Genomic DNA, 26,106 nt, shown 5'->3' with positions numbered 1-26,106 from the left:
GTTAGCCTAAGAAGAACAGGCTAACACCTACCACCGAGATAACCGCACCCACTACGGCGCGCCAGGTTATCTTCTGCTTAAACAACCAATACGACGGCAGCAATATAATAATAGGTGTCATCGCCATCAGTGTGCTGGCGATGCCAGCTGCTGTGTATTGTACAGCCATCAGCGAAAAGCCTACACCAACAAACGGACCAAACACGGTGGTGGCTGTGGCAACTGCCAATCCCTTACGATCGTGCATAGCTTCGCGTAGAGGCTCTAAACCCTTGCGGAAATACAATAACAGCGAGAAGCCTATGATACCCGCTACACAGCGATAGAAATTAGCGCTGAAGGGCACCAGCCATTCGGGTGTGCCTGTGAGCGAAGCCTCGTAGTGGTCCATACCAATCTTGCTCAGCACCAAACCAATACCCTGACACATAGCTGCACTAATAGCAAACAACACGCCGTTAAGAGGAAGTTTCAGTCCCACCTTGTGATGCTCGCCACGACCTAATACCGAGATGCTGATACCACCCAGTGTAATCAGCATGGCTAAGATACTCATAGCGTTCATCTGCTGTCCCAGGGTTATCCAGGCCATCAGGGCGGCTGAGAGCGGTGCTAAGGTCATAAACAACTGTCCGTAGCGCGAACCAATGATGATATAGCACTGAAACAGGCAGAAATCGCCTATCACGTAGCCAACCACACCCGACAGCAGCATCCAACCAGCAGCCTCGACTGAAGCGCCTGGAGGCATCATGCTACCTGTTACAACAAAAAACAGCACCAACGAAAACACCAAGGCCAAACCCATACGCAGCACATTCAGCGTCAGGTTACCCAGTCGTTTACTACCAAATTCACTCAAAAGCGCCGTAGCTGTCCATGAAAAGGCTACGCCAATCGATATCAATTCACCTATGTAAGTCATTGCTTAGTATAAACACGTTAAAACTTCAGGCTGCAAAATTATACAAAAAATCGTTAATTCTACGCTTCTGGATGCAAGATTTGCCGTTTGTTCAAGTTATTTAAGAAAAAACTCATACTTTTGTATCCACTTTAAACAAAATCGAACAATGAAAGTAAGATTCAATCGCTGGTACAACACCATCCTCACAGCCCTGCTGTCGCTGTTGGGTTATGGTTGCTCATCAGAGAATTCTATGGAGATGTACGGTTCACCTGTACTGATGTATGGCGTTCCTTCAGCCGAGTATAAGATATCGGGCACAGTAACCGACGAGGGTGGCAAGGCTGTAGAAGGCATCAAGACATCAGTGAAACAAGTAACAAACTATGAGGGCAAACCCATAACGTTTGCCATCGACTCTGTACTGACTGATGCTAACGGACACTACGATATGACATCAACCCACTTCCCCCAAAGTCCGGAAATCAAGTTGATTGTTGAGGATGTGGATGGCGATACCAATGGTGCCTACCAGAACGATACAATCGACATTAACTACAGCAACGCCCAGAAGGTAAAAGATGGCGAAGGCATTTGGAACAACGGCACTTTTACGATTAAACAGGATATTAAACTGAAGAAGAAATAATGAAGCCAACTCCCCTTACCCTTCGCAAAAAGTTAGCTTTAGAACTCTGGCGACAGAAGGAAGAAATGGTGCGCAAGGAACATCCCCTGAAACAACTGTTCTGGGAGTGTACGTTGCGTTGCGACCTGAAATGCCGCCACTGTGGCAGCGACTGCAAGATGAAGTCGGAAAGCAAGGATATGCCCAAGGACGACTTTTTGCGTGTACTCGATAGCATCGCCCAAAAAACCGATCCACACAAGGTATTTGTCATCATATCGGGTGGCGAACCGCTGATGCGTCAGGACATCGAGGAGTGCGGCCGTGCGATATACGACAAGGGCTTCCCCTGGGGAATGGTTACCAATGCGCTGCATCTTACGCCCCAGCGCTGGCAGAATCTTCTACGTGCTGGGATCCATTCGATGGCCATCAGTCTGGATGGCTTAGAAGATAACCACAACTGGATGCGAGGCAACGACCAGAGCTTTCAGATGGTGAGCAATGCCATCGGTATGCTGGTAGCCACCAAAGGCTTTGTATTTGATATTGTGACCTGCGTGAACCGCCGTAACTATACGCAGCTGAACGATATTAAGGAATTCCTTATTTCAAAAGGTGTACAGCGCTGGCGATTGTTTACTGTTTTTCCAGTAGGTCGTGCGACACTCGATCCTGACATGCGCTTAACCAACGAGCAGTTTCGTGGGGTGTTCGATTTTATCCGTGAAACAAGAAAGGAGGGGCGTATCCGTGCCGATTATGGTTGCGAGGGATTTCTGGGCAACTACGAAGGCGAGGCCCGCAGCAGGTTCTTCAGCTGTCAGGCCGGCATTACGGTAGGCTCAGTGATGGCCGACGGCTCGATAGCTGCTTGTGCCAGCATACGTGCCGACTATCATCAGGGCAACATCTACGAGGATGACTTTATGGAGGTTTGGGAGAACCGCTATGCCCCCTATCGCAATCGCGAATGGATGCGCAATGGCGAGTGCAAGGACTGCAAATACTTCCGCTATTGCCAGGGCAACGGCATGCACCTACGCGATGCTAACGGCGAACTTCTGCTGTGCCATCTGAAGCGCTTACAGCAGGCTGCTGATTAACTCCTATAGAATCGCTCGCAGCATTTCTGAAAGCTACACTTAGACTATCTGCCATCTCCTCACGATAGTCGCAAGGTTTTGTACCATAACAAGCAGTAAACACAAATGCCACAGAACTGAAACCCAGCAGCGTCAGCATCTTGTTAATGGCCTTAAGTTTAAACATCTTTATATTCATAGTTTCTGTTTTAATACAACATCAACGCTCCCTGCTGCTAATAATCTCTGATGGGCTTCGTCATAACTGATACCGAGTTCGTCGGCAATCATGCGGGTGCCTCGGTCTATCAATTTCTCGTTAGTAAGCTGCATCTTTACCATACGATTACCCTCTACACGCCCCATACGAATCATCAAGGCAGTAGAAATCATATTCAGAACCATCTTCTGGGCAGTACCGCTCTTCATACGACTGGAACCAGTTACAAACTCTGGGCCGACAATCGTCTCTATGGCATACTCAGCGGCAGCAGCCAAAGGCGTATGAGGATTGCTGGTAATACAACCTGTAAGCAAACCCTGCTTGCGAGCTCCCTCGATGGCACCAATCACGTAAGGTGTGGTACCAGAGGCTGCAATACCTATCACCGTATCATCGGCGGTAGGCTGATAGCGCATCAGGTCGTTCCAACCCTGCTCCTTATCGTCCTCGGCACGCTCTACAGCGCGTCGTAAGGCCTCGTCGCCACCAGCAATCAAGCCTATCACCCAATCGGGCTGTACACCAAAAGTTGGTGGCAGCTCGCTAGCATCAAGCACGCCTAAACGACCGCTGGTGCCCGCACCCACATAAAACAGTCGGCCGCCGCGTTTCATTCTTGGTTCGATGGCCAGCACCAGTGTCTCTATCTGCGGCAGCACGCGTCCCACAGCCTCGGCCACCAACCTATCCTCCTGGTTGATGCTCCTCAGCACCTCGCCTACCTCCATCTGCTCCAGATGGTCGTAATGCGAAGCCTGCTCTGTGATCTTATCTTCAATCCTCATGTGCGTATTATTTTTTCTGGTACACACGTACATAATCAATTTCGTAACGCATAGGGAAGGCGGCGTTATCGATGTTACCACCATTATCGCCACCTATGGCCAAGTTCAGAAGGATATACTGCGGATGGTTGAAGGGATTGGTATAACCGCCAATCTTACCGTTCTGCGTGGTACTGAGAGGAATTTCGTTCAGCAACTCATCATCCAGATACAATCGGATAGCCGTTTCGTCCCAGTCCATACGCCATATATGAAAATGCTGGACCCATGCAGGGTCTTTCTCAGTAAAATGGGTAAATGGTGTTTTCTTACTATTCCACACAGCCTTGTAGGGCTGGTCGTTACCCCAACAGGCATTGGCTAAGATATGAGGCACTCTATTGATACGGTAATACTCCATCAAATCAATCTCGCCACACGAGGGCCAAGGCATGTCGTTGCCTAACGTCCAGATGGCGGGCCAAGCACCACCAGCAGTTGGGATGCGGGCGCAAACCTCCAGTCGTCCGTACAGGAAGCTGTACTTATCCTTAGTATTTAAACTGGCCGAGGTATAGGGAATACCCTCACGACCAGTTTCCTGGCGAGCCTCGATCACCAGCATGCCATTGTGCAGGTAGGCATTATCTGCCTGATACCACTGAGCTTCGTGGTTACGCACAAATCCCTGCTCATAGCCCCAGATGGTGCTATCAGGGCGCCCGTTACCATCAAACTCATCGGCAAAAACCAGCTGATACTCCTCTGCCACAAGAGGCGCAGCAAGCATACCAAACAGCAACGACAATAAAACCTTTCTCATACCATTAAATAAAATCCTTGAAAGCCTCGTCGTACTCAGGACTATTGGCCAGGCGACCGTTTACCAGGCATACCAGCTCGATATCGCCTTTCCACGACAGCTTCTCGTCGCTGGCACGATAGATGGCCTGATGGAACACATATTTGATACCCTCCTTGGTGAGCGACAGACGTGAGATAAACTCATCGTCGCAGCGGAGTGGCGTTTTATACTGCAGGTTCATACGAGCCACAACGGCATCGATACCCTGCTCGTGCAGCGCAGCAAAGCTAACGCCCAGACTGCGAAGAAACAGGTGACGGGTGTGCTCAGCGTAGTGCAGATAGTTGGCATTATTAACGATGCCCTCGATATCGCACTCGTAGTCGCGCACCTCCATGCGGGTTTCGAAAATATAGTTCATAATAGCTTCAATATTTCGTTGAAATGGGTAATCTTTGTCAGTCGTGGATGCTCAATATCCTCAGAGTGCTCCAACTGCCAGGTAACGTGGAAGGGGATATGAATGGCCCAGGCACCGATATTGAGGGCTGGAGCAATGTCACTCTTCAGCGAGTTACCCACCATGAGGAACTGTGAGGGCTGAACCTCCAGACGCTCACAGAGCTGCGAGAACTCTGTTTCGGTTTTATTGCTGGTGATTTCTACATGCGAGAAATACTTATCCAGATGGCTGCGGTACAGCTTATTCTCCTGATCCTGCAACTCGCCTTTGGTAAACACCACAAGACGGTAGGGATAGGCCTGCAAACGCTGCAATGTTTCCTCTACCTCAGGCAATGGTGTGGCAGGCAGATGCAACAGCTGTTTGCTGTGTGCCAACAACTCAGCCAGTTGGGTATGTGATAAATGTGCGCCACCAACACGGAGCGCTGTTTCTATAATCGAAATAGTGAAAGCCTTGCAACCATAGCCCAAATCGGCCATATTTCCCGATTCGGTAACAAATAACTCGTGGGCTGGGTCGTCGCAATAAGGAGCAATCAGATCGTAGAGATGTTTCTCTACTTCCTCGAAATGACTCTGACAATCCCACAAGGTATCATCGGCGTCGAAAGCTATCACACGGAGATTTCTAACGTCTATCTTCATTTCTTACAATGTGGACAAGTTCCTTTAATAATATAATTAGATGTATGGGCCTCAAAGCCCTCGGGCAGTTCTACCTTAGGCATCATAACGCCATCCAGACAGTAGGTCTGCAGGCACTGCTCGCAGTAGAAGTGGGGGTGCACATCATCATCGTGATCGTCGTGATGACTATGGCAGAGCTCAAAACGCTGACCATCCACAGCACCATCAATCACATGCACCAAGTGGTGCTCACGGAAAAGCTGCAACGTGCGGAAAATGCCTGATTTATCGATAGTATCGATTCGGTTCTGTAGTTCAGCCATGGATTGTGGCAGCATAGAAGCTTCGAGCGCCTTTACCACCGTAATACGGTTGGCAGTGGGCTTGATGCCATGCTCTAAAAGCAGTTGTTCGTAATTCTTAGTGTCCATAAGCTATACTTGTATAATAAAAATCTATTTCATCGTTCACTCCAATCATCACGATCCAGATTGCGATAGCCAATGGCTTCAGCAATATGGTGACTCTGAACGCGCTCTGTACCTTCGATATCAGCAATGGTACGTGCCACCTTCAGAATGCGGTTGTAGGCACGTGCACTCAGATGCAGGCGCTCCATAGCCATACGGAGCATATTCAGACTAGCCTCATCGGGCTCACAGAACTGGTGAATCATACGTTCCGACATCTGTGCATTGCAATAGACACCCTTAAACTCCTTAAATCGCTCTTCCTGACGTTTACGAGCAGCAATCACACGAGCACGGATCATCTCACTGGGCTCACCCTGCTGCATCTGCGACAACTGGTTGAAAGGTACTACCGGCACTTCGATATGCAGGTCCATTCTGTCAAGGAGCGGACCTGAAATGCGGTTCATATAACGCTGTATCTGTCCTGGCGTACACACGCAATGGTGCGTAGGGTCGCCATAATAGCCACAAGGGCATGGATTCATCGAGGCCACAAACATAAACGAGCAGGGGTACTCGATGGTATATTTTGCACGACTGATGGTAATCTTTCTATCCTCCAATGGTTGGCGCAGCACCTCGAGTGTAGCACGTGAGAATTCTGGTAGCTCATCACAAAACGAAATAAGACAACCAGAGTTTGGCAATTTACTGATTAACAAATACTTGTAACCAGATTTTACTACCTTTTTAGCTGTAATATTTCTCCCCATAGCACCCTAATCAGTGACAATAATATCGATTTTTACTACCCCTAAGTTACTTTGATTCCTCTGTTTTCTTCTTCTCGGCTTCGGCTTTCAATCTTTCTCTTTCCGCCTGATTAGCCTTAGTAGCCTTAGCCACCTCGATTCTTGCTTTTAAGGCTTCATATTCATCTTCAAGAGAGGATAGCTTTGTGTAATCATCATATTGCTGAATAACCATATCAATGGCATCCAAATGCTCTTTAGTGCCCTTCTTTAGTACCTCCTTCAACTTATCCAGTTTAAGTTGTACCTTGGATTTCCCTCGCTTACCCTTCTTAGGGGGCTTCTTTTCATTCTTAACTTCTGCCATACTATATAAATTTATAAGTGATACTAATCAACTTTTAATCTTTTTCTTATCTCAAATTTAATATCTGACACCAATACTTGATAATCATCTACTAACCAAGTATCATCATTATCTTCTTCATCTTGATATAGATGAGCCATATAGCCTTCATAGATTGCATCATTGATTGCATTTTCAAAGACTTCATCATCAATATCAGCAACATCGTAGTTGGAAACAACCCAATCTTGATACTCATCATAATCAGTATCAACAGATGATTTCGCATATTCCTCTTTTGTCATAACTAAGAATATTAAATTAGTTGAACAATTACGGATGCAAAAATACAAACTAAATTTGTATTAAACAAAAAAAAATAAGGAAAATCTCAAAAAAGATTTCCCTTATTCAAAATATTGAGTATCAAAATGATGTATCTCGACCTCTATTGCAAATATATAAATAATATTTTAAAATTCCAAATTTTTGAAATATAATTTTAGAAAATGAGAGGTATTATTGACCTCTCATTATCATTTCTCGCTCATTAAACACTCTTCTCATAGCACGTGCTACAACATTACAACCTCGATATTTTTGTAATGTTTCATCCCATATTACTCCAGCAAAGGAAAACTTACAAGTAGCCTTATCTGAGTTTTCACACCATACTTTATCCTTATATTTTTCTAAAACATTTCTAAACTCTCCGCAATATAAATATTTCAGTCTCAAAATGAAATATTGATTTTTCCAACAATCTATTGCAGCGTTTTCTACACCGATAAGTTTTTTCTTTTTATTTACTACACTTTCATAGAAATACATACTTTGAGGTGTATTCTTAACGTAAAAACCATTTTTACAACTCATAAGATAATCAATTCTCTTCGTAATTTCTTCATCATCAAATCCAACTATTTTAGCCCATCTAACAATATTAATATAGAATAATAATTGTTCGGAAGAATGGAATTCTTTGCCATCATAAGGTATTTTAAAATCACCAGTATATAGGTTACTCATTATACCCTTTTCTCTTTCTACTTCATCCTTATTACCCTTATTTAATAATCTCGAATTGAAAAGTATTACATCATCTTTATCATAAAACATTTCATACTTTTCCTTTATTATATTATTACTACACTTTTTCATAACTGCTTTATTTACCAATTAAACGACCTCATACAAACAATTAAACTCTTCACAATAAAAAACCTCATTACCATTTTTATAACCAACAAATTCTTTCTTTAAATCCATCTTATCAATAAAATCCTTTTTTATCTTATATTGTGTTTCACCAAAGAACCAATTCATCAGTTTCGACTTAGGAATATTGTCCCCTTCTACGACAATTTCTTTTCTAATTATACTTTTATCAGATTCATCGATTTTATTTAAAAATTCTTCATCTTTTTCACCAACAATATCGTTTTCATATAAACCATTTGCACGTTTTTCTAATGTAGCAATTATGGCTTTATACAAATCAATTCCCTTAAATATATCCTTATTATCTCTTACAAAGGATTGTGCTCTCTTATATTGTTTGGTCAAATCAGACTGTCTATTTATCAGTTCGATTTCGTGTTTCTTACCATTAGTTTCTAAATTCATTAATACATTATTCACATATACCTTCTTAATTTTATCAGTTGTTTTTTTCATTGTTTGTATAATTTTAAGTTATCAAATATTTCAATTAGTATTTAGTTTTAGAGACAAAATATCACCACTGCAACAAAATTGCAATCACGTAAAATTAGCTAATTCATTAGTTTTAAGGTTACTCTAATTCGCTTAAAAACTTTCCAATGGTTGCTACTAAATGTTACTCGAAATATCCTCTTACCAATCTCAGTAACTCAACCGACCTATTGCAAAGATACGAAAAAAAATCGAAATATCCAAAAAAATTAACCTATATTCACAATTCCACAAAATTGATTAGGTTCACCAATTAACATGAATCATTGACTGCTAGCCTTGTTTTTGCTTCATCATTTAGTCTAAAAATCACATTCATTTACGTAAGCTAACTGATAAAAAGGTATGATTAGAGCCTCAACAAAAAGAAAAACCCTCATAAATAGAGGGTTTTCCAGAGATTCTAATATTCTTTTAGATTCAGAATCGAATAAGGAGGGGCTTTTCTCTATTGCATTATTAATTTATTCTTTTCATTGTGTATGTAGTCCTATCTTCATAATATGTTGGGTCTGAACCACCTGAGGTTCCATGAGAAATATTTGTCAGAACCATTTTGTCAGATGACAATTCGTCTATTGTATAATGCTCTGTCCATGATATTTCTTTTTTCAGCATACTATGGTAATAACTAAGGAATAAGTCTAATTCTTTACCTAAAAGTTTATATGTCCCATTTGTGCTTCCTTTGGTACATGCTCCATCTTCATATAATTTGATAGATAATGAAGTGTAGGGTTTTTCTTCATAATCTGTTCTCTCGTTAGTATTAAGATTGATACTATAACCATAATATGTAACAGATTGCCAATGACCAATGATGTTTTTTGTGGTTATTTCAAAATCATCACTTGAACAAGAAATACATAGAAGCATTGACACCACACCCAGTAATAAATTGATTTTCTTCATACTCTAATTGTTTTATGTTACTAATTTGCCCACAAAGATAGGTAATATATCGGCAACTTCCAAGTTTTGTATTCAAAAATGTTATGAAAATGAATATTTTTAGTGTTTTTCTAGGCCATTCCAGATATTTTTCCGAAATTTGTAGCCATTAATTAAAAACTTAATATTATGGGTCAAATAGTAACACAGTTCTCCGATGGGAGTTACCTAGAGTATGATAGAGGCTCTTTTGATGATTGGTGTGTTTATCTGTCACGTCCTAATGTACCACGCTATGCACCAAAGGACTATCAGTATTTCAAACGACTGCATGAGTATTCCTTAACTCATGGGTCACAGAAACTATATGATGATTTTGTTAATATCTACAACAAGACCACTAAAGAACGTTCAAACGCTGTATTCGATTATATCAAGGAAATTGCTAAGGGTTACGGTACTGATGAAATTAGTGTAGCCATAGATTTCTCTATCATCTATATGGGAATGGTAGCAGAAGAAAATAAGGCTTTCACTAGACTTGGTAAACGTGTTAAAAGGTTAGGAGTTTATCAAGTTCTTATTGATGGGATGGATTACAACACTGCTGCAAACTTTAGCAGAGGGAAAAAGTGGAGAGAGTTAGACGAAATATGTAGGTCTAAAGGTTTTTAATTATGCCAAGGAATATTAATACTGTTGGTGGTGGTGCTCAGACAAATGCTAATGGACTGCATTTTGAGCAAACTACTGAATTGAGAGATTTATTTGAGAATAGCGATGTATTCACATTGCTAGGTGACAACGTTTATAAAGACAAAGAGAAGGTTGCCACTCTCTATCAGAAGCACAAGCTTTACAAGAATCTACTTGAGCCCAAGAAAGTTGATTACACCAAAATTATCTCAAAGAAACTTTTGCCAGATGATGCAATTTTGGTTCATAAGACCAACACACTGTTCATCATTGAGAAAAAGTTTCAAAGTTCTAGTGGTAGCGTTGATGAAAAACTACAGACTTGTGATTTCAAGAAGAAGCAATACACCAAATTATTTAGCCCCCTAGGTATCAAAGTTGAGTATTGTTATTATCTGTCTGAATGGTTCAAACAAGGAGAATACAGAGACGTTAAGGAATATATTGAAGATGTGGGCTGTCGTTACTTCTTTGATGAAATTCCGTTGGATTACCTAGGATTAGAATAAGTTATGTACGCATATAACTCAAATTACTATTTCGAAGGTGCGTTACATCAGTTAAGACCTAAAAAGACTGCGATACACACCTATATACTGACTGATGGGACAATAGTAGCCATGTTCCAAGGTAGTAGAGGTGCGCATCCTGATTTGGATTTCGTTATCAAACTGCTGAGAGTTGGCAAAGACGAAAGACCAGAAACACCTCCCCATCTGTATTGGATTACTGATTTGATAATTAAGTCTCAGAAATATCCCAATGAGATTAGGGAAATAGTAGAATACTATATTTCATTCTATGATAGGTGTGTGCCTTTTGATTCTGTCGAGGACAGAAAGAACTATAAGCCTCAGACGGTGGATGTAATACTATCCAAGTATGGTCATGTAAAGGTTGATAAGACCTTACCAATTGATTACAATGCACTGATTATCGAATTATTCTGTTACTGCGAGAAACGAAATGAAGGTGCCTTTATGTTCAAAGAACTATTGAACAAACTAAAGGCTTTCATTGATGGTGATATTGACTATATGCACTTGCTGTCAGGCTTCAAATAGTCAATTCCATCAATAAGACCTTCTATTTTCTTGATGTAATACTCACTACCATTCTTCAACAGTTCCTCATACCTTCTCTTACTGAGTTCAAGGTATGATGGTTCTGTGTCAATGCCTATAAACTCTCTACAAAAGATGGATGCTGCAATACCAGTAGTGCTACTACCGCAAAATGGGTCTAAAACTCTATCACCAAGCTTTGTTGATGCTAAGATGGCTCTAGAAACTACTGATAGAGGCTTCTGTGTTGGGTGTTTACCGTTCAACTTCTCCCATCTTGAGATTGCATTAAACGTCCAAACATCTTTCATCTGTTTGCCACCATTAAGCTGTCTCATAAGGTCGTAATTGAAATAATGCCCAACCTTTCCACATTTCCTAGCCCATATAATGAACTCTGTTGAATGAGTAAAGAATCTGCATGAGAAATTAGGTGGTGGATTCTTCTTCTGCCATGTAATCGTATTGAGAATCTTAAAACCTAGTTCCTCTAGTACCTTGACAATGGAATATATATTGTGCATAGTGCCACATATCCACACAGTGCCACTAGGTTTTAGACTCTCTCTAACAGCCTTAATCCACTTATAATTGAACTCGTCAACATCAACAGTTCTACTATCCCAATCGCCTTTGTTTACTGATACAATCTTACCACTATTAATTGTAAGTCCACCATTTGAGAGAAAATAAGGAGGGTCAGCAAAAACCATATCTATATCCTTCACTGATGAAAGGACATCACAGCAATCTCCTAGATACAGTTTAAATGCGTTACCCTCGAAATATGCCATCTGCTTAGAAATTGGTTATGAGCAATTCGTTAATCTCTCCACGTTTATTACCTTTAGCATTGATGTTTCTCTTCGCCAAAACTCGATTAATATTATAATCTCTGTATAAATCATCAAAGAAGGTATTGGTATCATCAACACTCTTTGGGTCTGAATTACTCAGCATGAATTTGCCATTATGCGCATTGATGGCATCACAGAACCCCTTTAGGCGTATCTGCTGTTCATCATCGAAAGACATTGAACTATAGGAGTTGAAACTAGATGTTTCACTGATGGGCTTATAAGGTGGGTCAAGGTAGTAAAACGTCCTTTCACTGAGATACTGAAGAGTTTCTGCATAGTCTCCATTCAATATCTCAACCTTTTGCAAAAGTGCGCTATCATTTCTCAAATTATCCTCATCACAGATTTTGGGATTTGCATATTTGCCGAATGGTACGTTGAAAAGATTTTTTCCATTTACCCTATACAAGCCATTAAAACACGTTCTATTTAAGAAGATGAATAATGCAGCCAATCTAACATTTCTTTCTCTAGAAGCCAAATCTCTAGCGTTATACTCTACTCTGATTTGGTAGTAATATTCACTTCTTTCTTCTTGAGTGGGTCTAGCCTTATACTCAGAATCAAGTGCTTTTAATTCTGTAATCAGACCTTCTACGTCATATTTGATTATTTGGTAGAGGTTCACCAATTCAGTGTTTAAATCATTTATAACCACTTGTTTGATGTTTGGATAGTTACTTACTAGCCAAAACATTACAGCACCACTACCGATGAATGGTTCTACGTAGGTATCTATATTATCCATATTTGGAAGATGGGCTGAAATGGCATCTATAAGCTGTCCTTTACCACCAGCCCATTTCAAAAATGGCTTCCCTTGTATAGGTTCTTCAAATAAACTCAATTCTTTCATGCTGCAAAATTACTCTTTTTATTTGGAAATCTAGTTAATAATATGATTTTATTGTGATTTATTTGTGATGATTGCGCCGGATCGGCGCAATCATATAACCATTTTAAAAATCTAAAAGGTCATAAGTATCTAACAACTGAGACTCTGTAATCCCCAAATAGGTTCGTGTGACTGATACGGAGGCGTGATTCATCAGAATGCTTAGTTTTTGCAAGGCTAGAGAGGCATCATTTCCACTCTCCTTATAGACCTTCAGAGCCCAACACTTACGAAGTGAATGTGTCGAAAAGTGCTCAATTCTTACGTTATATTTCTTCTTTATTTCTTTCAGTAAAATGTTGATACGCTGTGTTGAATACACCATCTTCTTTCTCGACAAGAAACACTTTTCATTTTCATTGGTGATATGCAAGGCATCATAACAATCTTTGATATGCTTTTGAAATCCCTTGTTTATCTTAACAACCCTTCTCTTACCTGTTTTCTTCTCATAGATAACGAACTTATCATCATCGAGCAACATTGCCCACGTAAGACTCAAAGTGTCCGAAATGCGTAAACCAAAAAACGAGGAACAACCAATAAGTAACGAAAGACGGTAATCACCATCCCTATACAACTTTCTCACTAGTGATAACATAACGTCCCAATCCAAAGCGTTGCTCGTCCTATATTCGTGAAATTCTTGCTTCATAATCCTATGTTTTTATTAGTTCAACAATGTTTTTGAATGTATCTCTTATTACTCATTTCGTAACTATCTGATTTTCAATTCATATTCATTTCTATAAACAAATTGAATATTCTATTTAATATAACTGTATGATTATATGTTTTGTGAAGGATGGGGATTTCTCCCCATTCCTTTTAGTTCTCAATCGTACCGATGAATCTCTCTTCTTTGAATCCTCTCCAAGACATCTTCTCAAGGTCAAGGTAGGCAAACATACCGTAATACTTCTTAGGAATACCAGTACCCTTCACGTTTGCCTCTACTGCTTGTGGCTGCAATGTACCAACAGCAACACGTACACTGCCATCCTTCTTCATATAGGCAAATCTTACGACCTCACCACGCATCATGCGTTTCTTCATTGTCTCAAGGGCGATACCCTTACTTGTGGCTGTAAGCATATCCACGTGGTTCAAAACGATGTTCTTTGCTGCGTAACGAGCAATCTCATTGGTGCTAACTGTTGAAATCTGCTTCATAACTAAATCTCCTATCTGATTAAATTGTTAAACTTATAATGCTGCTTTGTTCTCTTATGCCTCACGCTCTGCTTGGCACTTGTCGTAGAATGCTAGCCACTTTCTATCTCTCTCAGTCTCTACATAGACCAATTCTACTTTAGTTGTACCGTTTGAATAAGTGAGGAATACACCACCAGTACCTTGAGCACGTCTAACCATCTTGAAACCCTTTGCGGTTGCTCTGCTGATTAAATCATCAGATACCTTCTTCATTTCTGCATAAGTACCATCCATATAGTTCTTATACTGACCTTTGCCGTTTACTTTGAAATAGATGCCCCACATAACTGATACTTTTTAAATTGTTAATATTACTATCTGTTTGACATTGCAAAGATACAAATAATATATTTAAAGTGTACACTTTTATATTCGTTTTTAAGATTGTTTTTGAATATAAGTGTACACTTAAATTTCATTAACATTTAAAGTGTACACTTTATAAAAATAATGCTTACCTTTGCAGAAAATTCTAAAGATATGAATACAGAAGAAAAGAAGCGTAGGGGCAGACCTTCAACTGGTGTAACAACCGTTGATATACACTACAAAATGTCATCAGACTTGTTTAGTGCCTTACCTAGTGACGTTAAGCGAAATACGTATATCAATGATGCTGTGAGGGCTAAAATGAAAGAAGATGGTTACATCTGATTATAAAATTATAGTAGAAGATAAACGCACCAAAGCGTTTGTTTTGACTAGTAAAATCGTTGGAATTGCCTTTATTTAGGCATTTCTTGGCTTTTTGTGGCTATTCCCACAAACCTACCGTGCGTGTGAATTTCAACAAAAAAGGAGGCTTAAAATAGCCTCCCAATAAACTAGTCATAAAAGTTAACCTTGCAGATAAAAGTTTGAAGGTACTCAATTTCTGCATCGGTTAATTCAACATAATAGACTTTCATCCAATGAATAAACCTATGTTTCATTTCAATCTTTGTTGCAAGGTCTTTCTCGTTCTCGTATCTCTTAACTAGGTCTTTATATTTCTGACGTATTACGTAACTTGGTGTCATACAACTTGTTAATTTCTTCTCTGATTATTTCTTTAAGTAATCCCTCTTTTTGCATCAGTGACTTGATATAACCCTTAATATCCAAATCCTTATTGTTCCCTAGAAATTCGTCCATTGTCATTCCACTATTGGCTTGCTGTTGTTGATGAACCTTTGCCCAATAATTCTTGTGAGATTGGCTCATTTTTTGGCGACTCTGTAAAGAATGTGACCGATTTGCCATCGGATTCAAAATTCCCTTTCTTGATGGTCGTGTACTTGGATTCTGATTGTTATTCGTATCGTTCATATTACTTTTCAATTTATAGATATAATTATTACATGAATTATCTTTGAATTATATTCATAAATATATGGCATTTTAGAAATAATCCTAGAAATATTTGCTTTTTTCGATAATTTTCTATATATTTGCATTGAGCCGATGTTTTATATAATACTTGAAAAACTCTGATAGAGAATCTTTATTAAGTTGATGATTACATCTGTGAATGGGTTGATGGGGTTTCATCTGAGCGGTTTAATCTTCCCCATCAACCTTTAATTAAAAACCGCTCAATAGATGAAAATAATAAGATTAAACTAAATTAGTTATGGTAAATTACACTAATGAAGAATTACTAGAGGTTCTGCCCCCTAGCCTAAGAGAATCTAAAGAACTGACAACTAAACAAAAGGTCGTACTAGGTCAGTTGGTTATTTACAACGGTCTTGAGATAGTAAAGAAAGATGGCTACTTCTACCGTTCTAATAAGGACTTGTGCAATGATTGTGACGTTCAAGAAAAGACATTGATTGCAGCCGTTAATAAACTAGTTATGTTGGGTTTCATTGAAAGAAAAAGTGGTTCAAGAAAAGATGGTGCATCACTGTACCGAATTAATCAGAAGTTGATAGTCGATTACTGTAGAACACCAATTGATGATAACTGTAAAAAGGAAATAGACAATCACAGTAATGATTACAGTAAACAGATTGTTGAAATGACCAATAGAATCAAAGAACTTGAGATTACTGTAAAAAGACTAGTAGAGAGAATTACAGTAATTGAAGGTAAGAATTACAGTACAGAAGAAGATATAGATAAAGAATTAGATAAAGAGAATAATATATTAAATAATATAGAAAAAACTGAGGGCAATAAGGAACTTGAGATAGTAGAAAGTCTTACAGAATCTCAACAAACCCTTACGGAATCTCTTATGGAGAAAGCTATTAAGATTGAAGAAACACATATACCAAGCGAAGATGAACAATACCAACAGTGGTTTCAAGTCATAAGTCCTTATCTCAAGGAACTAGAGAGTGTAAGAACACTAGAGCAATTTAGGAACATCAAGAATAGACTATCTCAAAGTGGAAGTGAGTATTTAGATAGCCATGAAGATACAAGTCCAACGGTTATTGAAAAGATGAACAAAGTGGTAGGCTCTGCATTGAGAGACAAGAAAACAAAACTGATTCCAGATGAAATGGAAATATCTGAGTACCTATCTGTAGTTCAAAATTACGGTTCTCTGCAGCATTAGTTCTGCAAGGTGGATAGTTATACCTCCTAGGCGAGAAAACGGCTCTACGGCTCTAAAAACATCCTTATACCAAGCCTCAACAATATACTTCCTAGGCAAAATGAAGGAGGACCCCCTCAGAGATTCCAATGGAGGTCCTCCAGAATTTAACCAACAGATGTCATGAATTGGTGAATTTTTCAATTTGTGCTTTGAAATGAAGGAGGACATAGATGGGTGGTGGCCCTATTGGGCTACCTCAGTAGCTACCCCTAACCACATCACCGATTACCCTTTTGTTTTCTATACTCCTTAACGGCTTCTTCTCTATTCAAATACTTAACCTTGGCAGACAAGAAAGCTAGTTCTTTATCAATCTCTGCTAACATTTGTTTCTTTTCTTCACTAGTCAGTTTCTTATGCTTCTTTATTTTATACTTTCTATTGTAAAGGTGTTTCTTCTTTAGGGAGATTTCCTTATAAGTTTCATCCTTCACCACATAAGGGACTGTGGTAGGCAAACCAGTGTTATACTTCTTTCTCCATTCCTTATATTTTGCATCTTGTTCCTTGGCTTTATCTGTTAACTCCTCTAGACGTTCAAACGGTATTAGCAGTGGGTCGGTCTTAATCAGTTCTTTTGCATCTACTATTACAGAACTATCTTTGTACCTCAATACATTATCCCTCATGTCATAATAGAACAGACTACGAGTAAAGATTTTGATTTTCTGTTTCATCAGTCTATAAGAATACAGAAAACACTCTTTAGTACCATCAACAAAATTGATTATAATTACATTAATACTTGGGGTTAGGTTAAACACATGTACCTTCTCAATTACAGTTACAAACAATTCTCTTAATGTAGATAAATTACGTTCATCCATCAACTTTGTGAGAATCTTGTCTGCATTAGAACCTACATTCAGTTTCTTAGTGTTTAAAATGTTCTGTTGAGTTAATCTGTATTTCTTGTTGTTTAAGTTTATTTTCTCATCTTCTATCTCAGCTATCATGGATTCATATACGGCTACCCTATTCTTATCATCAGCATGTTTTACAGTTTGCTTAACCGCTTCTGCATAGTTCTTATCAAGTTCGTCTGACTTCTTTTCATATTCTGCTATAAGTTTGTTGTTAGTCTTAATCTCCTCTTTTAACCTCTTTTCTTCTTTAGGACTAACTTTGAAAAAGTTGCTTACTACACCTTCTTTCCCCTCCACAACATCAAGTCCACCTTTTTGCTTAACCACTAGTGCTACTGCTGCTTCAATATTTTCTTTAGACACGCCTCTTAAACCACATTTTACACCTTCTTCCACCGATGAACAATAGTAGTGGTTATTTAGACCAGTGAAATGACCGTACATTCGCCTCCCACAGTTCCCACAAAACAGCAAACCGCTTAACAAGTAAGGGTGTTTGGTGCTTTCTTTTTTTGAACGAAAGCTTATAGCATTACGCTCTAACATTGCAGATACAACTCTCCATTGCTCCGTACTTATGATTGGTTCTATGTAGTAAGTTTGCTTGTTATACGTTCTTTCACCCATGTACCATTTGTTATGTAGATAGTTAGAAATGGTAGAACCTTGCCATTTAATACCTACTCTTTTAATTGGTACAACTGAGCCTTTTCTACGGTATGTTTCTTGATACCCTTTAAACTTGGGTGAATTGAGTCTATAACTGTTAGCAGAAGGTATATTGTTAGTGTTAAGATACTCCGCTATTCGGTCAATAGTATTTCCTTGAGTGTATAGGTCAAAGATTTTATGAATAACTTCTTCTCTATCTTCATCTACTCTAATTTCTTTTCCTCGCTCAGTTTTAACCACACAGTAACCATCGCTTAAATGACCTACGTACATACCTTCTTTAGCGACTTCATTTCTTCCTCGCATTGTACGTTCCTTCATTTTTCTGATTTCAACTTTTCCATAGGTTGCCGCACCAAATACGTAACTAGTAGTTTCTTCTAGTTCTTCTTTGGTTTCCCTATCTAAAGTCCACATTTCTGCATCATAGATATACATAGGGATTTTGCGGTCAGTAAACCACTTGACACGTTCTACCAAGTTGTATGGGTCACGTGAAATTCTTGTGAGCTCAAATGTGTAACAAACATCTACCTTGTGTTCTTCTACTGCATCCATAAGGTCTTGCAAACTCTTACGGATTGGCTTCTTTGCATCAAGACCACTTATCTGTTCTTGAAAGATTAGTTCATCAGTTACCTCGTAACCGTCCTTAATGGCACGTTTTTTAAGGACTGCCACTTGACTTTCCAACCCTAATTTAATCTGTTGAGGTGTACTAACTCGACAAATGAGTGCTGCACGTTGTTTCTTTGCCATCCTTAACTAGTTCAATGATTACGGATGCAAAGATACAAAAAACAAACAAAAAGGTAGTAATTTCTTTATGTAATTATTGTTAAATCATCCCATTGCAAAAGAGCACCCCATTATGGGCCAGGCTCACCTCACCAGGCTGCGCTTTCTGCGTACCACCCGTCATAGCCACCTGCGATATGGTGTGGTGCGGACTGCGGAAAGGACGTTGTGATATCAGTGAGGTACCACTGGGCAGGATGCCTGCCACAGAGTGTATCTGGGTAGTTTCTAAGCTCTCGGCCAGCGACAATGGCGGCAAGATACTAGGCAGACGCTTGGCCATCATCGACTTACCGCTTCCTGGAGGACCAATCAGTATCACATTGTGCCCACCAGCAGCAGCTACCTCCAAAGCACGCTTCACGCTCTCCTGACCTCGCACATCGGCAAAGTCAAGATCAAAGGCATACTGGTGAGCGTAAAACTCCTTACGTGTATCAACAATGGTAGGTTCGCAGTTCTCGCCACCGTTCAAAAAAGCGATAACATCGGCAATATTTTCCATGCCATACACCTCAAGCTGATTTACTACGGCTGCCTCGCGCACATTCTCCTTGGGCACAATCAGACCTTTAAATTTCTCCTTGCGTGCACGGATGGCTACCGACAGCACACCACTTACGGGTTTCAGTTTGCCATCCAAGCCCAACTCGCCCACCATCATATAATCCTTCAGCGCATCTTCCTCTACCTTACTGTAGGCAGATAATATACCGATAGCCAATGGCAAGTCGTAGCCACTACCCTCTTTACGGATGTCGGCAGGACTCATATTAATTGTCAAATCGGCTGTTGGGGCTTTATAACCAATATTCTCGATAGCTGCGCGAATACGGTCGTAACTCTCTTTAACTGCGGTGTCGGCCAAACCAGACAAGTGGAACGAAGTGCCTCTTGTCAGATTAACCTCGATGGTTATGGTGGTTGCTTCGAGTGCGGTAACGGCTGCACTATAGGTTTTAACAAGCATTGTTTATTCGATTAATTCCTTGATTTTATTGGTCAGATCCTGATAGTTCAGCGTGCGTGCCACTATCTTGCCTTGACTGTCGATAACAATGTTATCAGGCAGATAAGTCATACCTAACTGTTGCAGTATAGGCGACTCCCACATGCGCCCATCGCAAATGGTGCTCCATTTTACGGAGTCGCGATCCACGATATGCTGACAGTCTTTCACACTGCCATCCACGCTGATGCTCACCACCTTCAGCTTGCCAGGGTTATCACGCTGCATGCGTGCCAATAGTCCCTGAATGCTTATGCTCTCGTAGTTCCACGAAGACCAGAGACTGATTACATTTACCTTGCCATTAAGATCGGCCGACGATACAGTCTCGCCTTTCAATCCTTTGGCCGAGAATGAAGGCAGATGTGCGCCCTGCTTAACAGCGCGTAAGGTACCTAATTTCTTCAAGAGGGCAGCCACCTCCTTATTATCGGGCTGAGCCTTCATAATCATATTTCCCAACTTCTGTATATTATCATAGTCGGGATTAGGCACCATTACAAAATATTTGGTAAGCAGATAAGTGCAGATAGGCGACTCAGGACGCTCGTAAATATACTGCGTAGCTGTGCCTTTCACACCTGGGGGCATCATCGCACTGGTTTTCAGGCGGAATGCCGTCATTTCTTTGTTGATATTGGTGCCCTTAACTTCCGTTTCCTTCAGGTGAACAGCGTCGCCTTCCATGGTGATGGTAACGCCAGGCTCAGCAAAAACAGGAATCTCAGAGAAGTTAGGGAACACCACGATGAGTGTAGTAGGTTCGGTGATGTCGGCCTTATAGGTAAACTCACCCCTACACACTCCGATGGTATCCAGTTTTTGGGCGCAATTAAGCCCATAGACGTAGAGTTCTCCTTGATTGAAGCCCTTAAAACTGCCCTCTATCTTAAACTTCTTCTGGCCATCGCCACAAGAGCACAGTAAGAATGCTGCTACAAGAGCAAGGAGACACGTCTTTTTCATTATTTATTTCTCAATATTCTTCAGTTCGATATCGTTAGCTGCATACTTGGCAAAAGCAGGATCCTTCTTGATGGCTTCCTTCAGTGCCTCGGCAGCATCGGCATTGTTACCCATACGGGCACTCATCAGTGCCTTCAGATACTCTGACACAGCATCAGGGTTCTTGATGTACTTCAGAGTAACAGCAGCAGATACGTAATCGTGGTTCAGGATCTGAGCCAGCACAGCGCTGTTTGAGTAAACCTCTGCAAAGTTCTCCTCAGCCTGAGCATAGTTGCCTTTAGCCAGGTTCAGGTTACCCATAATCTCTGCCAGTCCGTTAGCATCGGTAGCAGCAGCGATATAACGCTCAGCGGTAGCTACGTCGCCATCCTTCAGAGCCAGCAAACCAAGGTTCGCATTAGCCTCAGGCACGTTTGTAGCCTTCTGCAGATACTGCTTGGCAGCCTCGTAGTTACCCTGCTCGTACTCGATGGTAGCCAGGTTGTTGTAAGCACGATAGTCGTTAGGATAAACCTTAGCGGCAGTCATGTAAACCTGCTTTTTCTCATCGGCATTAGTCTTCAGAGTTGCACCATACAGAATCTCCTCGATGCTCAGCTTGGTAGCATCGTTCTGGAGCTGTTCCAAAATCTGCTCGTCGCTACGTCCGATAGTCTCGTAGTTGATGGTGAGACGCGCACGGCGCAGCTCAGGCAGAACGCCATCAGCCAACTCACGGAAAGCGGTTGAGATATTCTTGATCTGCTGCTCACGCTCCTGTGGATCCTTATACATAGAGAGCACGCGCAGGATAACCTCCTTATCCTGAATGTTGCTGGCCTTAACCAACTCCTGGAATCCCTCCCAGTCCTGAGCAGTGTACTTAGCATCAACAGGGGCATCGAGCTTAATCTTCTTAAGCTCCTGATTTACGTACTTCTCAGAAACTTTCTGACGCTCGCCAGCCAACTTATCGTTAATGCTGAAACCGCCATCGGGCGAAGCATAGGCCGAAACCTCGATATTGTCGAGATTCAACTTCTCGCGATCATTGTTAATCTGCTTGAGCATACGAACAAACTCCTGAACCGAGTTGTTCTTGAGCTCGCTCTTACGCAGCTTAGCCTGCTGGATGAGGAACTTGATGTTAGCATCCAACTTCTTCTTAGTGATACGCTGATAAGCATCGGGAGCTACAGCAGCCTGAGTAGTCAGGATAGTCTGCTTGTAGAGCTCAGAGGTAGCGATAACGCCATCGGCCACCTTAACAGCAGGCACCTCCATCTTCTTGTTACCAATGCGGGCATCGAATGTGAGGAACATCTCAGCCTTGTTGTCGCCAGCGTAAGCAAAGCTGGTCTTCATGGTGTAGTTACCACCCATCTTGTAGTTGATGGTCTGATCGTTACCACGCACGCTCTCGCCCTGGAAAGTGGCAGTGGTACCCTTCTCAACTACACCATTCGAATAGCGCAGTTCGGGCACGACTGTAACTACAGCCTTCTTTTTCATATACTTCTCGGGGAAATGGCCGTTGATAGTTGCAGGAACGGCACCTTTTTGAGTCTCGAGTGGATTTGGTGTTACGGTGAAGTTATCTGCTGATAATTCGCCAAGTTTTGAACACGATGTAAACATCATCAGCGTAGCTGCTGACAGTAGTAGAATTTCTTTTTTTTGCATAAAATAAAGTCTCAGTATTGTTGTGTGCCGCGAGCGGGACTCGAACCCGCACAGCCGTTTAATGGCCAAGGGATTTTAAGTCCCTCGTGTCTACCATTTCACCATCGCGGCGCCTTTTTTGCGGTGCAAAGGTAAGTTTAATTATTGGAATCACCAAACTTTTTATCTTTTTTTAATTCCAAACCCTCAGAATACCGCCATCTAAGCCCACTTTATACCTGTAAAGTGCTATTCCTGCGTTACCTTCGGCCAATACACCGTTGTTCACATTGTATGTTCGGTTGCATTTGCTACAATGCAGATACAGACCACTATTCTGCCATGTCAGCGGATAATTTCGTCCACCCAGTTCCTTCAAACAGTTGGCACACTGTCCCTCATAAGCCACCAGTATATTATCATAGCTGCTCACACCCACAATAATACAATTGTTGGCGCCTAACGCATAAGTTTGTCGCGATTCGCGCTCAGTAGTCAGACGGATATCCTCGGTGGCACCATCAAAATTACGTGTCGTCTTCAGGTGGCGCACACCTTGCTGCACACTCGTCTCAATTTTCATAAACTGCCCAGGGGTTGAGAGCATAGCCGTTAGCTGACAAGGCAAGGGATGCAACGTAGGATCGAACACAAACCTACACTCGTACTCGCGATAGATATTCTCATCGCCCACACAAGCCATCAGCAAGGTGCAGAGTAAGAGTGTCAGACAGCGTTTCATGCCAACAGTTTCTTTTCGGCCTCGGTCATACGCTCAAAGTTAAAGCCCTTCAGCGTCTGCTCCATCAAAGCCTGAATCTGGTCGTTGCACAGATTGCCGATGCTACCCTCGTGGGTGTGGTGTATATCATGACAGGCCTTAAACTCGCCAGCTTCGATATCAAGACCTACCTTTTTGTAGGCATCGCGGAACGGCATGCCATTAGCAGCCAAGCGGTTTACCTCCTCAACCGAGAACATCGGATCGTACATGGGGTTATCAAGAATATGCTCGTTAACCTCAATCTTATTAATAATGTATGCACACATCTGCAGACAGTCCTTCAGTTCGTCAAAAGCAGGTAGGAACACCTCCTTGATAATCTGAAGATCGCGGAAGTAACCCACAGGCAGGTTGTTCATCATGAGCATAATCTGCTGGGGCAGCGACTGCAATTTGTTCGACTTGGCACGAATCAGCTCAAACACATCAGGATTCTTCTTGTGCGGCATGATGCTCGAACCTGTGGTACACTCCTTGGGCAACTTGACGAACGAGAAGTTCTGCGAGTTGAACAAACAGGCATCAAACGCCATCTTAGCGATAGTACCAGCAATGGTAGCTATAGCAAAACCTACGTTGCGCTCCATTTTTCCGCGTCCCATCTGGGCATACACCACATTATAATCCATCGAGTCGAAGCCCAACAGATTGGTGGTCATCGTACGGTTCAGGGGGAACGAACTGCCATAACCAGCAGCACTACCCAAGGGGTTGCGGTTGGTCATCTTATAGGCAGCCTGCAGGAACAACATATCATCGGCCAGACTCTCGGCATAAGCACCAAACCACAAGCCAAAACTTGATGGCATGGCAATCTGCAGATGGGTATAGCCAGGCATCAGCACATCCTTGTACTGATTACTCTTTTGGATGAGCTCATCGAAAAGACTCTTCACCTCATCGGCAATCTCCATCAACTCATGACGTGTAAACAACTTCAGATCTACCAGCACCTGATCGTTACGTGAGCGACCTGAGTGTATCTTCTTACCCATATCGCCCAACTTACGTGTCAGCAGCATCTCAACCTGCGAGTGTACATCCTCCACATCGTCTTCAATCACAAATTCACCTCGCTCGGCCAGGTGGTAGATGTTCTTCAGCTCGGCCAACAGCTGGGTCAGTTCATCCTTTTCCAGCAGTCCGATGCTTTCCAACATGGTGATGTGAGCCATAGAGCCCAGCACGTCGTACTTAGCCAGATAGAGGTCCATCTCGCGGTCGCGACCAACAGTAAAGCGCTCTATCTCCTTGTTGACTTCAAAATTCTTTTCCCAGAGTTTCATCTTTCACTATTCACTAATCACTATTCATTTATTCATAGTGTACCATTGCAAGAGCTTCGGCTATCTTCTCAACGCCTTCCTGCAAAGGTTTCTCTACCATGCTTTTGATAAATGGATTCAATTCAGCCTTAACCGTCACTTTCATTTTCGATGAGTTCTCATCTACAGGCAACACCTGCACCCATACATTGAAGGGAACTGGACTCTGAACCGTTTCGAACTTTACGCACTTAGGCTCTTCGCGATCACAGATACGCAGTTTCAGTTCGCCTACAGGAGCCACATTAATGCTCACGGTGTCGGTATCAAAACTAAATCCCTGCACCTTATCCTCGGGCACACGGTCGCGCACCTTCTCCAGATTGGTCAGATCGCTGATATTATTGTAGACAGCCTGCTGCGAGTAAGGAACCAACTTCACGCTGCTCTCAAACTTACTTTCTCCTCCGAATAATCCCATATTACTTTGAACTTTGAGGTTTGAACTTTAATCCTGCTTCCAGGTATCAGGACTCTTACGCCACTCAGCCAGAACAGCCTTGTCCTCTTCCTTAATATAACCAGTCTTGGCAGCCTCTTCGATCACTGCCTCATAGTTGCTCAATGTAATCAGCTTCACGCCAGCCTCGGCAAAAGCCTTCTCTGCTACAGGGAATCCGTAGGTAAACGATGCTACCATACCAATTACCTCAACACCATAGTCGCGCAGTGCCTGAACAGCTTTCAGACTGCTACCGCCAGTAGAAATCAAATCCTCCACTACAACCACCTTGGCACCTTTCTTAATCTCGCCTTCAACCTGGTTACCCATACCATGATCTTTTGGCTTTGGCCGAACATAGCTGTAAGGCAAGCCCAGCTCCTCGGCTACGAGTGCACCCTGTGCAATGGCACCAGTGGCCACACCTGCAACAGCCTCAGCCTCAGGAAAGTTCTCCTGAATAGCATGACAAAGCTCCAGCTTTACGAACGAACGCAGACGTGGGAACGAAAGCGTCTTACGATTATCAGTATAAATAGGCGACTTCCAACCCGAAGCCCATGTAAACGGGTCGTTTGGCTGCAACTTGATGGCCTGAATCTCCATCAGTTTCTGGGCAAATTGATTTTTGATTTCCATAACGTTATTCTGTATTTTG

Annotated in this window: 32 protein-coding genes, 1 tRNA gene and 2 pseudogenes; 7 read left to right on the top strand and 28 right to left on the bottom strand. The window is 41.7% G+C overall.

The features are described 5' to 3' along the window. Position 1: 1 nt before the first annotated feature. The gene (locus T500_RS0100930) at positions 2–925 is read right to left on the bottom strand and encodes a DMT family transporter (protein WP_028906558.1); all 924 of its coding nucleotides are present in this window, start codon (positions 923–925) and stop codon (positions 2–4) included. A 148-nt stretch (positions 926–1,073) separates the two neighbouring features. Between T500_RS0100930 and T500_RS0100925 the strand changes: the two genes are divergently transcribed. Continuing rightward, positions 1,074–1,556: a radical SAM-associated putative lipoprotein gene (locus T500_RS0100925; RefSeq protein WP_028906557.1), complete on the top strand. Its 483-nt coding sequence runs from the start codon at positions 1,074–1,076 to the stop codon at positions 1,554–1,556. Next, positions 1,556–2,641 carry a TIGR04133 family radical SAM/SPASM protein gene (locus tag T500_RS0100920; RefSeq protein WP_028906556.1) on the top strand — a complete coding sequence of 362 codons (1,086 nt, stop codon included), beginning with the start codon at positions 1,556–1,558 and terminating at the stop codon, positions 2,639–2,641. Before T500_RS0100925 ends, T500_RS0100920 begins: the two co-directional genes overlap by 1 nt. Here the strand turns inward: T500_RS0100920 and T500_RS16785 are convergent. From T500_RS16785 to T500_RS0100865, 12 genes and pseudogenes are all read right to left on the bottom strand, one after another. Then, positions 2,586–2,807, bottom strand: coding sequence for a hypothetical protein (locus T500_RS16785; protein WP_143010905.1), 222 nt, complete (start codon positions 2,805–2,807; stop codon positions 2,586–2,588). The two genes, T500_RS0100920 and T500_RS16785, sit on opposite strands and share 56 nt — an antisense overlap. A gap of 8 nt (positions 2,808–2,815) precedes the next feature. Next, positions 2,816–3,628, bottom strand: coding sequence for an N-acetylmuramic acid 6-phosphate etherase (gene murQ / locus T500_RS0100915; RefSeq protein WP_036908104.1), 813 nt, complete (start codon positions 3,626–3,628; stop codon positions 2,816–2,818). 7 nt (positions 3,629–3,635) lie between these two features. After that, a complete protein-coding gene (locus T500_RS0100910; protein ID WP_028906554.1) occupies positions 3,636–4,430 on the bottom strand; it encodes a family 16 glycosylhydrolase in 795 nt (264 codons plus the stop codon). A 4-nt stretch (positions 4,431–4,434) separates the two neighbouring features. Then, positions 4,435–4,836, bottom strand: a complete 402-nt coding sequence (locus T500_RS0100905) for an acyl-CoA thioesterase (RefSeq protein ID WP_091860938.1) — start codon at positions 4,834–4,836, stop codon at positions 4,435–4,437. Beyond that, positions 4,830–5,522: an HAD family hydrolase gene (locus T500_RS0100900; RefSeq protein ID WP_028906553.1), complete on the bottom strand. Its 693-nt coding sequence runs from the start codon at positions 5,520–5,522 to the stop codon at positions 4,830–4,832. Before T500_RS0100900 ends, T500_RS0100905 begins: the two co-directional genes overlap by 7 nt. Further along, a complete protein-coding gene (locus tag T500_RS0100895) occupies positions 5,519–5,935 on the bottom strand; it encodes a Fur family transcriptional regulator (protein WP_028906552.1) in 417 nt (138 codons plus the stop codon). The genes T500_RS0100900 and T500_RS0100895 overlap by 4 nt, the downstream gene beginning before the upstream one ends. Positions 5,936–5,964: 29 nt before the next feature. Continuing rightward, positions 5,965–6,603: pseudogene (locus T500_RS14845) on the bottom strand (ATP-binding protein); the annotation flags it as partial. A 133-nt stretch (positions 6,604–6,736) separates the two neighbouring features. Then, positions 6,737–7,036, bottom strand: a complete 300-nt coding sequence (locus T500_RS0100885) for a hypothetical protein (protein ID WP_028906551.1) — start codon at positions 7,034–7,036, stop codon at positions 6,737–6,739. Between the two features lie 23 nt (positions 7,037–7,059). Beyond that, positions 7,060–7,320 (bottom strand): hypothetical protein, encoded by a 261-nt coding sequence (locus tag T500_RS0100880; RefSeq protein WP_028906550.1) that lies wholly within the window; start codon positions 7,318–7,320, stop codon positions 7,060–7,062. A 214-nt stretch (positions 7,321–7,534) separates the two neighbouring features. After that, positions 7,535–8,176, bottom strand: a complete 642-nt coding sequence (locus T500_RS0100875; protein ID WP_036908102.1) for a hypothetical protein — start codon at positions 8,174–8,176, stop codon at positions 7,535–7,537. Between the two features lie 18 nt (positions 8,177–8,194). Beyond that, a complete protein-coding gene (locus tag T500_RS0100870; RefSeq protein WP_028906548.1) occupies positions 8,195–8,692 on the bottom strand; it encodes a hypothetical protein in 498 nt (165 codons plus the stop codon). A 498-nt stretch (positions 8,693–9,190) separates the two neighbouring features. Then, on the bottom strand, positions 9,191–9,643 hold the full coding sequence (locus T500_RS0100865; protein WP_028906547.1) for a lipocalin-like domain-containing protein: 453 nt from the start codon (positions 9,641–9,643) through the stop codon (positions 9,191–9,193). A 168-nt stretch (positions 9,644–9,811) separates the two neighbouring features. On the opposite strand from T500_RS0100865, the gene T500_RS0100860 reads away from it, so the two are divergent. The 3 genes from T500_RS0100860 to T500_RS0100850 are packed head-to-tail and all read left to right on the top strand — an operon-like array spanning position 9,812 to position 11,382. Beyond that, the gene (locus tag T500_RS0100860) at positions 9,812–10,297 is read left to right on the top strand and encodes a DUF7004 family protein (protein ID WP_028906546.1); all 486 of its coding nucleotides are present in this window, start codon (positions 9,812–9,814) and stop codon (positions 10,295–10,297) included. A gap of 2 nt (positions 10,298–10,299) precedes the next feature. Further along, a complete protein-coding gene (locus tag T500_RS0100855; protein WP_028906545.1) occupies positions 10,300–10,827 on the top strand; it encodes a PD-(D/E)XK nuclease superfamily protein in 528 nt (175 codons plus the stop codon). A gap of 3 nt (positions 10,828–10,830) precedes the next feature. Further along, complete coding sequence (locus T500_RS0100850; RefSeq protein ID WP_028906544.1) at positions 10,831–11,382, top strand: hypothetical protein; 552 nt, start codon at positions 10,831–10,833, stop codon at positions 11,380–11,382. Here T500_RS0100850 and T500_RS0100845 read toward each other — a convergent pair. The 5 genes from T500_RS0100845 to T500_RS0100825 form a co-directional block, all read right to left on the bottom strand. Then, positions 11,352–12,176 carry a DNA-methyltransferase gene (locus tag T500_RS0100845; RefSeq protein WP_028906543.1) on the bottom strand — a complete coding sequence of 275 codons (825 nt, stop codon included), beginning with the start codon at positions 12,174–12,176 and terminating at the stop codon, positions 11,352–11,354. The genes T500_RS0100850 and T500_RS0100845 overlap by 31 nt on opposite strands. Positions 12,177–12,180: 4 nt before the next feature. Then, positions 12,181–13,098 carry a DNA adenine methylase gene (locus tag T500_RS0100840; RefSeq protein ID WP_051611801.1) on the bottom strand — a complete coding sequence of 306 codons (918 nt, stop codon included), beginning with the start codon at positions 13,096–13,098 and terminating at the stop codon, positions 12,181–12,183. A gap of 103 nt (positions 13,099–13,201) precedes the next feature. Next, on the bottom strand, positions 13,202–13,792 hold the full coding sequence (locus T500_RS0100835; protein ID WP_028906541.1) for a tyrosine-type recombinase/integrase: 591 nt from the start codon (positions 13,790–13,792) through the stop codon (positions 13,202–13,204). 173 nt (positions 13,793–13,965) lie between these two features. Beyond that, positions 13,966–14,310 (bottom strand): SH3 beta-barrel fold-containing protein, encoded by a 345-nt coding sequence (locus T500_RS14840; RefSeq protein ID WP_051611800.1) that lies wholly within the window; start codon positions 14,308–14,310, stop codon positions 13,966–13,968. A gap of 54 nt (positions 14,311–14,364) precedes the next feature. Next, a complete protein-coding gene (locus tag T500_RS0100825) occupies positions 14,365–14,637 on the bottom strand; it encodes a hypothetical protein (protein WP_028906540.1) in 273 nt (90 codons plus the stop codon). Positions 14,638–14,832: 195 nt separating this feature from the next. Between T500_RS0100825 and T500_RS16780 the strand changes: the two genes are divergently transcribed. Beyond that, complete coding sequence (locus T500_RS16780) at positions 14,833–15,006, top strand: hypothetical protein (protein ID WP_155267376.1); 174 nt, start codon at positions 14,833–14,835, stop codon at positions 15,004–15,006. Positions 15,007–15,336: 330 nt separating this feature from the next. On the opposite strand, the gene T500_RS0100815 is transcribed toward T500_RS16780, so the two are convergent. After that, positions 15,337–15,660: a hypothetical protein gene (locus tag T500_RS0100815; RefSeq protein WP_155267375.1), complete on the bottom strand. Its 324-nt coding sequence runs from the start codon at positions 15,658–15,660 to the stop codon at positions 15,337–15,339. Positions 15,661–15,964: 304 nt separating this feature from the next. Here T500_RS0100815 and T500_RS0100810 point away from each other — a divergent pair, with 304 nt between their 5' ends. Then, entirely contained in the window at positions 15,965–16,900 is a 936-nt protein-coding gene (locus T500_RS0100810) for a helix-turn-helix domain-containing protein (RefSeq protein WP_028906538.1), read from the top strand. 260 nt (positions 16,901–17,160) lie between these two features. Here the strand turns inward: T500_RS0100810 and T500_RS0100805 are convergent, their stop codons facing one another. The 9 genes and pseudogenes from T500_RS0100805 to pyrE form a co-directional block, all read right to left on the bottom strand. Then, positions 17,161–19,239, bottom strand: coding sequence for a recombinase family protein (locus T500_RS0100805; RefSeq protein ID WP_028906537.1), 2,079 nt, complete (start codon positions 19,237–19,239; stop codon positions 17,161–17,163). Between the two features lie 91 nt (positions 19,240–19,330). Further along, positions 19,331–20,248, bottom strand: a pseudogene (locus T500_RS14835) (YifB family Mg chelatase-like AAA ATPase); the annotation flags it as partial. Positions 20,249–20,251: 3 nt separating this feature from the next. Then, entirely contained in the window at positions 20,252–21,253 is a 1,002-nt protein-coding gene (locus T500_RS0100795) for a TlpA disulfide reductase family protein (RefSeq protein ID WP_028906536.1), read from the bottom strand. Positions 21,254–21,256: 3 nt separating this feature from the next. Then, positions 21,257–22,918, bottom strand: coding sequence for a tetratricopeptide repeat protein (locus tag T500_RS0100790; RefSeq protein WP_028906535.1), 1,662 nt, complete (start codon positions 22,916–22,918; stop codon positions 21,257–21,259). A gap of 25 nt (positions 22,919–22,943) precedes the next feature. Next, positions 22,944–23,029 (bottom strand) — tRNA-Leu (locus T500_RS0100785). Between the two features lie 61 nt (positions 23,030–23,090). Continuing rightward, positions 23,091–23,639, bottom strand: coding sequence for a hypothetical protein (locus T500_RS16195; protein WP_051611799.1), 549 nt, complete (start codon positions 23,637–23,639; stop codon positions 23,091–23,093). Continuing rightward, on the bottom strand, positions 23,636–24,967 hold the full coding sequence (gene argH / locus T500_RS0100775) for an argininosuccinate lyase (protein ID WP_028906534.1): 1,332 nt from the start codon (positions 24,965–24,967) through the stop codon (positions 23,636–23,638). Before argH ends, T500_RS16195 begins: the two co-directional genes overlap by 4 nt. A 28-nt stretch (positions 24,968–24,995) precedes the next feature. Next, positions 24,996–25,427 carry a polyketide cyclase gene (locus T500_RS0100770; RefSeq protein ID WP_036908099.1) on the bottom strand — a complete coding sequence of 144 codons (432 nt, stop codon included), beginning with the start codon at positions 25,425–25,427 and terminating at the stop codon, positions 24,996–24,998. A 27-nt stretch (positions 25,428–25,454) separates the two neighbouring features. Continuing rightward, a complete protein-coding gene (gene pyrE / locus T500_RS0100765) occupies positions 25,455–26,087 on the bottom strand; it encodes an orotate phosphoribosyltransferase (RefSeq protein ID WP_013064235.1) in 633 nt (210 codons plus the stop codon). Positions 26,088–26,106: the final 19 nt, after the last annotated feature.

This window comes from Xylanibacter ruminicola Ga6B6, from assembly GCF_000687715.1.
Classification (GTDB): Bacteria; Bacteroidota; Bacteroidia; order Bacteroidales; family Bacteroidaceae; genus Prevotella; species Prevotella ruminicola_B.
The sequence above is the reverse complement of the archived record's forward strand: the minus strand, read 5'-3'. Positions and strand labels throughout refer to the sequence as shown.

What these genes read in the sequence shown, in the direction of transcription:
- pyrE (WP_013064235.1), bottom strand. Translation starts at nt 26,087, where the DNA reads ATGGAAATCAAAAATCAATTTGCCCAGAAACTGATGGAGATTCAGGCC.
- T500_RS0100865 (WP_028906547.1), bottom strand. Translation starts at nt 9,643, where the DNA reads ATGAAGAAAATCAATTTATTACTGGGTGTGGTGTCAATGCTTCTATGT.
- T500_RS0100850 (WP_028906544.1), top strand. Translation starts at nt 10,831, where the DNA reads ATGTACGCATATAACTCAAATTACTATTTCGAAGGTGCGTTACATCAG.
- murQ (WP_036908104.1), bottom strand. Translation starts at nt 3,628, where the DNA reads ATGAGGATTGAAGATAAGATCACAGAGCAGGCTTCGCATTACGACCAT.
- T500_RS0100815 (WP_155267375.1), bottom strand. Translation starts at nt 15,660, where the DNA reads ATGAACGATACGAATAACAATCAGAATCCAAGTACACGACCATCAAGA.
- T500_RS0100930 (WP_028906558.1), bottom strand. Translation starts at nt 925, where the DNA reads ATGACTTACATAGGTGAATTGATATCGATTGGCGTAGCCTTTTCATGG.
- T500_RS0100920 (WP_028906556.1), top strand. Translation starts at nt 1,556, where the DNA reads ATGAAGCCAACTCCCCTTACCCTTCGCAAAAAGTTAGCTTTAGAACTC.
- T500_RS0100805 (WP_028906537.1), bottom strand. Translation starts at nt 19,239, where the DNA reads ATGGCAAAGAAACAACGTGCAGCACTCATTTGTCGAGTTAGTACACCT.
- T500_RS16785 (WP_143010905.1), bottom strand. Translation starts at nt 2,807, where the DNA reads ATGTTTAAACTTAAGGCCATTAACAAGATGCTGACGCTGCTGGGTTTC.
- T500_RS16780 (WP_155267376.1), top strand. Translation starts at nt 14,833, where the DNA reads ATGAATACAGAAGAAAAGAAGCGTAGGGGCAGACCTTCAACTGGTGTA.
- T500_RS0100900 (WP_028906553.1), bottom strand. Translation starts at nt 5,522, where the DNA reads ATGAAGATAGACGTTAGAAATCTCCGTGTGATAGCTTTCGACGCCGAT.
- argH (WP_028906534.1), bottom strand. Translation starts at nt 24,967, where the DNA reads ATGAAACTCTGGGAAAAGAATTTTGAAGTCAACAAGGAGATAGAGCGC.
- T500_RS0100825 (WP_028906540.1), bottom strand. Translation starts at nt 14,637, where the DNA reads ATGTGGGGCATCTATTTCAAAGTAAACGGCAAAGGTCAGTATAAGAAC.
- T500_RS0100770 (WP_036908099.1), bottom strand. Translation starts at nt 25,427, where the DNA reads ATGGGATTATTCGGAGGAGAAAGTAAGTTTGAGAGCAGCGTGAAGTTG.
- T500_RS14840 (WP_051611800.1), bottom strand. Translation starts at nt 14,310, where the DNA reads ATGAAGCAGATTTCAACAGTTAGCACCAATGAGATTGCTCGTTACGCA.
- T500_RS0100910 (WP_028906554.1), bottom strand. Translation starts at nt 4,430, where the DNA reads ATGAGAAAGGTTTTATTGTCGTTGCTGTTTGGTATGCTTGCTGCGCCT.
- T500_RS0100790 (WP_028906535.1), bottom strand. Translation starts at nt 22,918, where the DNA reads ATGCAAAAAAAAGAAATTCTACTACTGTCAGCAGCTACGCTGATGATG.
- T500_RS0100885 (WP_028906551.1), bottom strand. Translation starts at nt 7,036, where the DNA reads ATGGCAGAAGTTAAGAATGAAAAGAAGCCCCCTAAGAAGGGTAAGCGA.
- T500_RS16195 (WP_051611799.1), bottom strand. Translation starts at nt 23,639, where the DNA reads ATGAAACGCTGTCTGACACTCTTACTCTGCACCTTGCTGATGGCTTGT.
- T500_RS0100845 (WP_028906543.1), bottom strand. Translation starts at nt 12,176, where the DNA reads ATGGCATATTTCGAGGGTAACGCATTTAAACTGTATCTAGGAGATTGC.
- T500_RS0100840 (WP_051611801.1), bottom strand. Translation starts at nt 13,098, where the DNA reads ATGAAAGAATTGAGTTTATTTGAAGAACCTATACAAGGGAAGCCATTT.
- T500_RS0100810 (WP_028906538.1), top strand. Translation starts at nt 15,965, where the DNA reads ATGGTAAATTACACTAATGAAGAATTACTAGAGGTTCTGCCCCCTAGC.
- T500_RS0100870 (WP_028906548.1), bottom strand. Translation starts at nt 8,692, where the DNA reads ATGAAAAAAACAACTGATAAAATTAAGAAGGTATATGTGAATAATGTA.
- T500_RS0100875 (WP_036908102.1), bottom strand. Translation starts at nt 8,176, where the DNA reads ATGAAAAAGTGTAGTAATAATATAATAAAGGAAAAGTATGAAATGTTT.
- T500_RS0100855 (WP_028906545.1), top strand. Translation starts at nt 10,300, where the DNA reads ATGCCAAGGAATATTAATACTGTTGGTGGTGGTGCTCAGACAAATGCT.
- T500_RS0100835 (WP_028906541.1), bottom strand. Translation starts at nt 13,792, where the DNA reads ATGAAGCAAGAATTTCACGAATATAGGACGAGCAACGCTTTGGATTGG.
- T500_RS0100925 (WP_028906557.1), top strand. Translation starts at nt 1,074, where the DNA reads ATGAAAGTAAGATTCAATCGCTGGTACAACACCATCCTCACAGCCCTG.
- T500_RS0100895 (WP_028906552.1), bottom strand. Translation starts at nt 5,935, where the DNA reads ATGGACACTAAGAATTACGAACAACTGCTTTTAGAGCATGGCATCAAG.
- T500_RS0100880 (WP_028906550.1), bottom strand. Translation starts at nt 7,320, where the DNA reads ATGACAAAAGAGGAATATGCGAAATCATCTGTTGATACTGATTATGAT.
- T500_RS0100860 (WP_028906546.1), top strand. Translation starts at nt 9,812, where the DNA reads ATGGGTCAAATAGTAACACAGTTCTCCGATGGGAGTTACCTAGAGTAT.
- T500_RS0100795 (WP_028906536.1), bottom strand. Translation starts at nt 21,253, where the DNA reads ATGAAAAAGACGTGTCTCCTTGCTCTTGTAGCAGCATTCTTACTGTGC.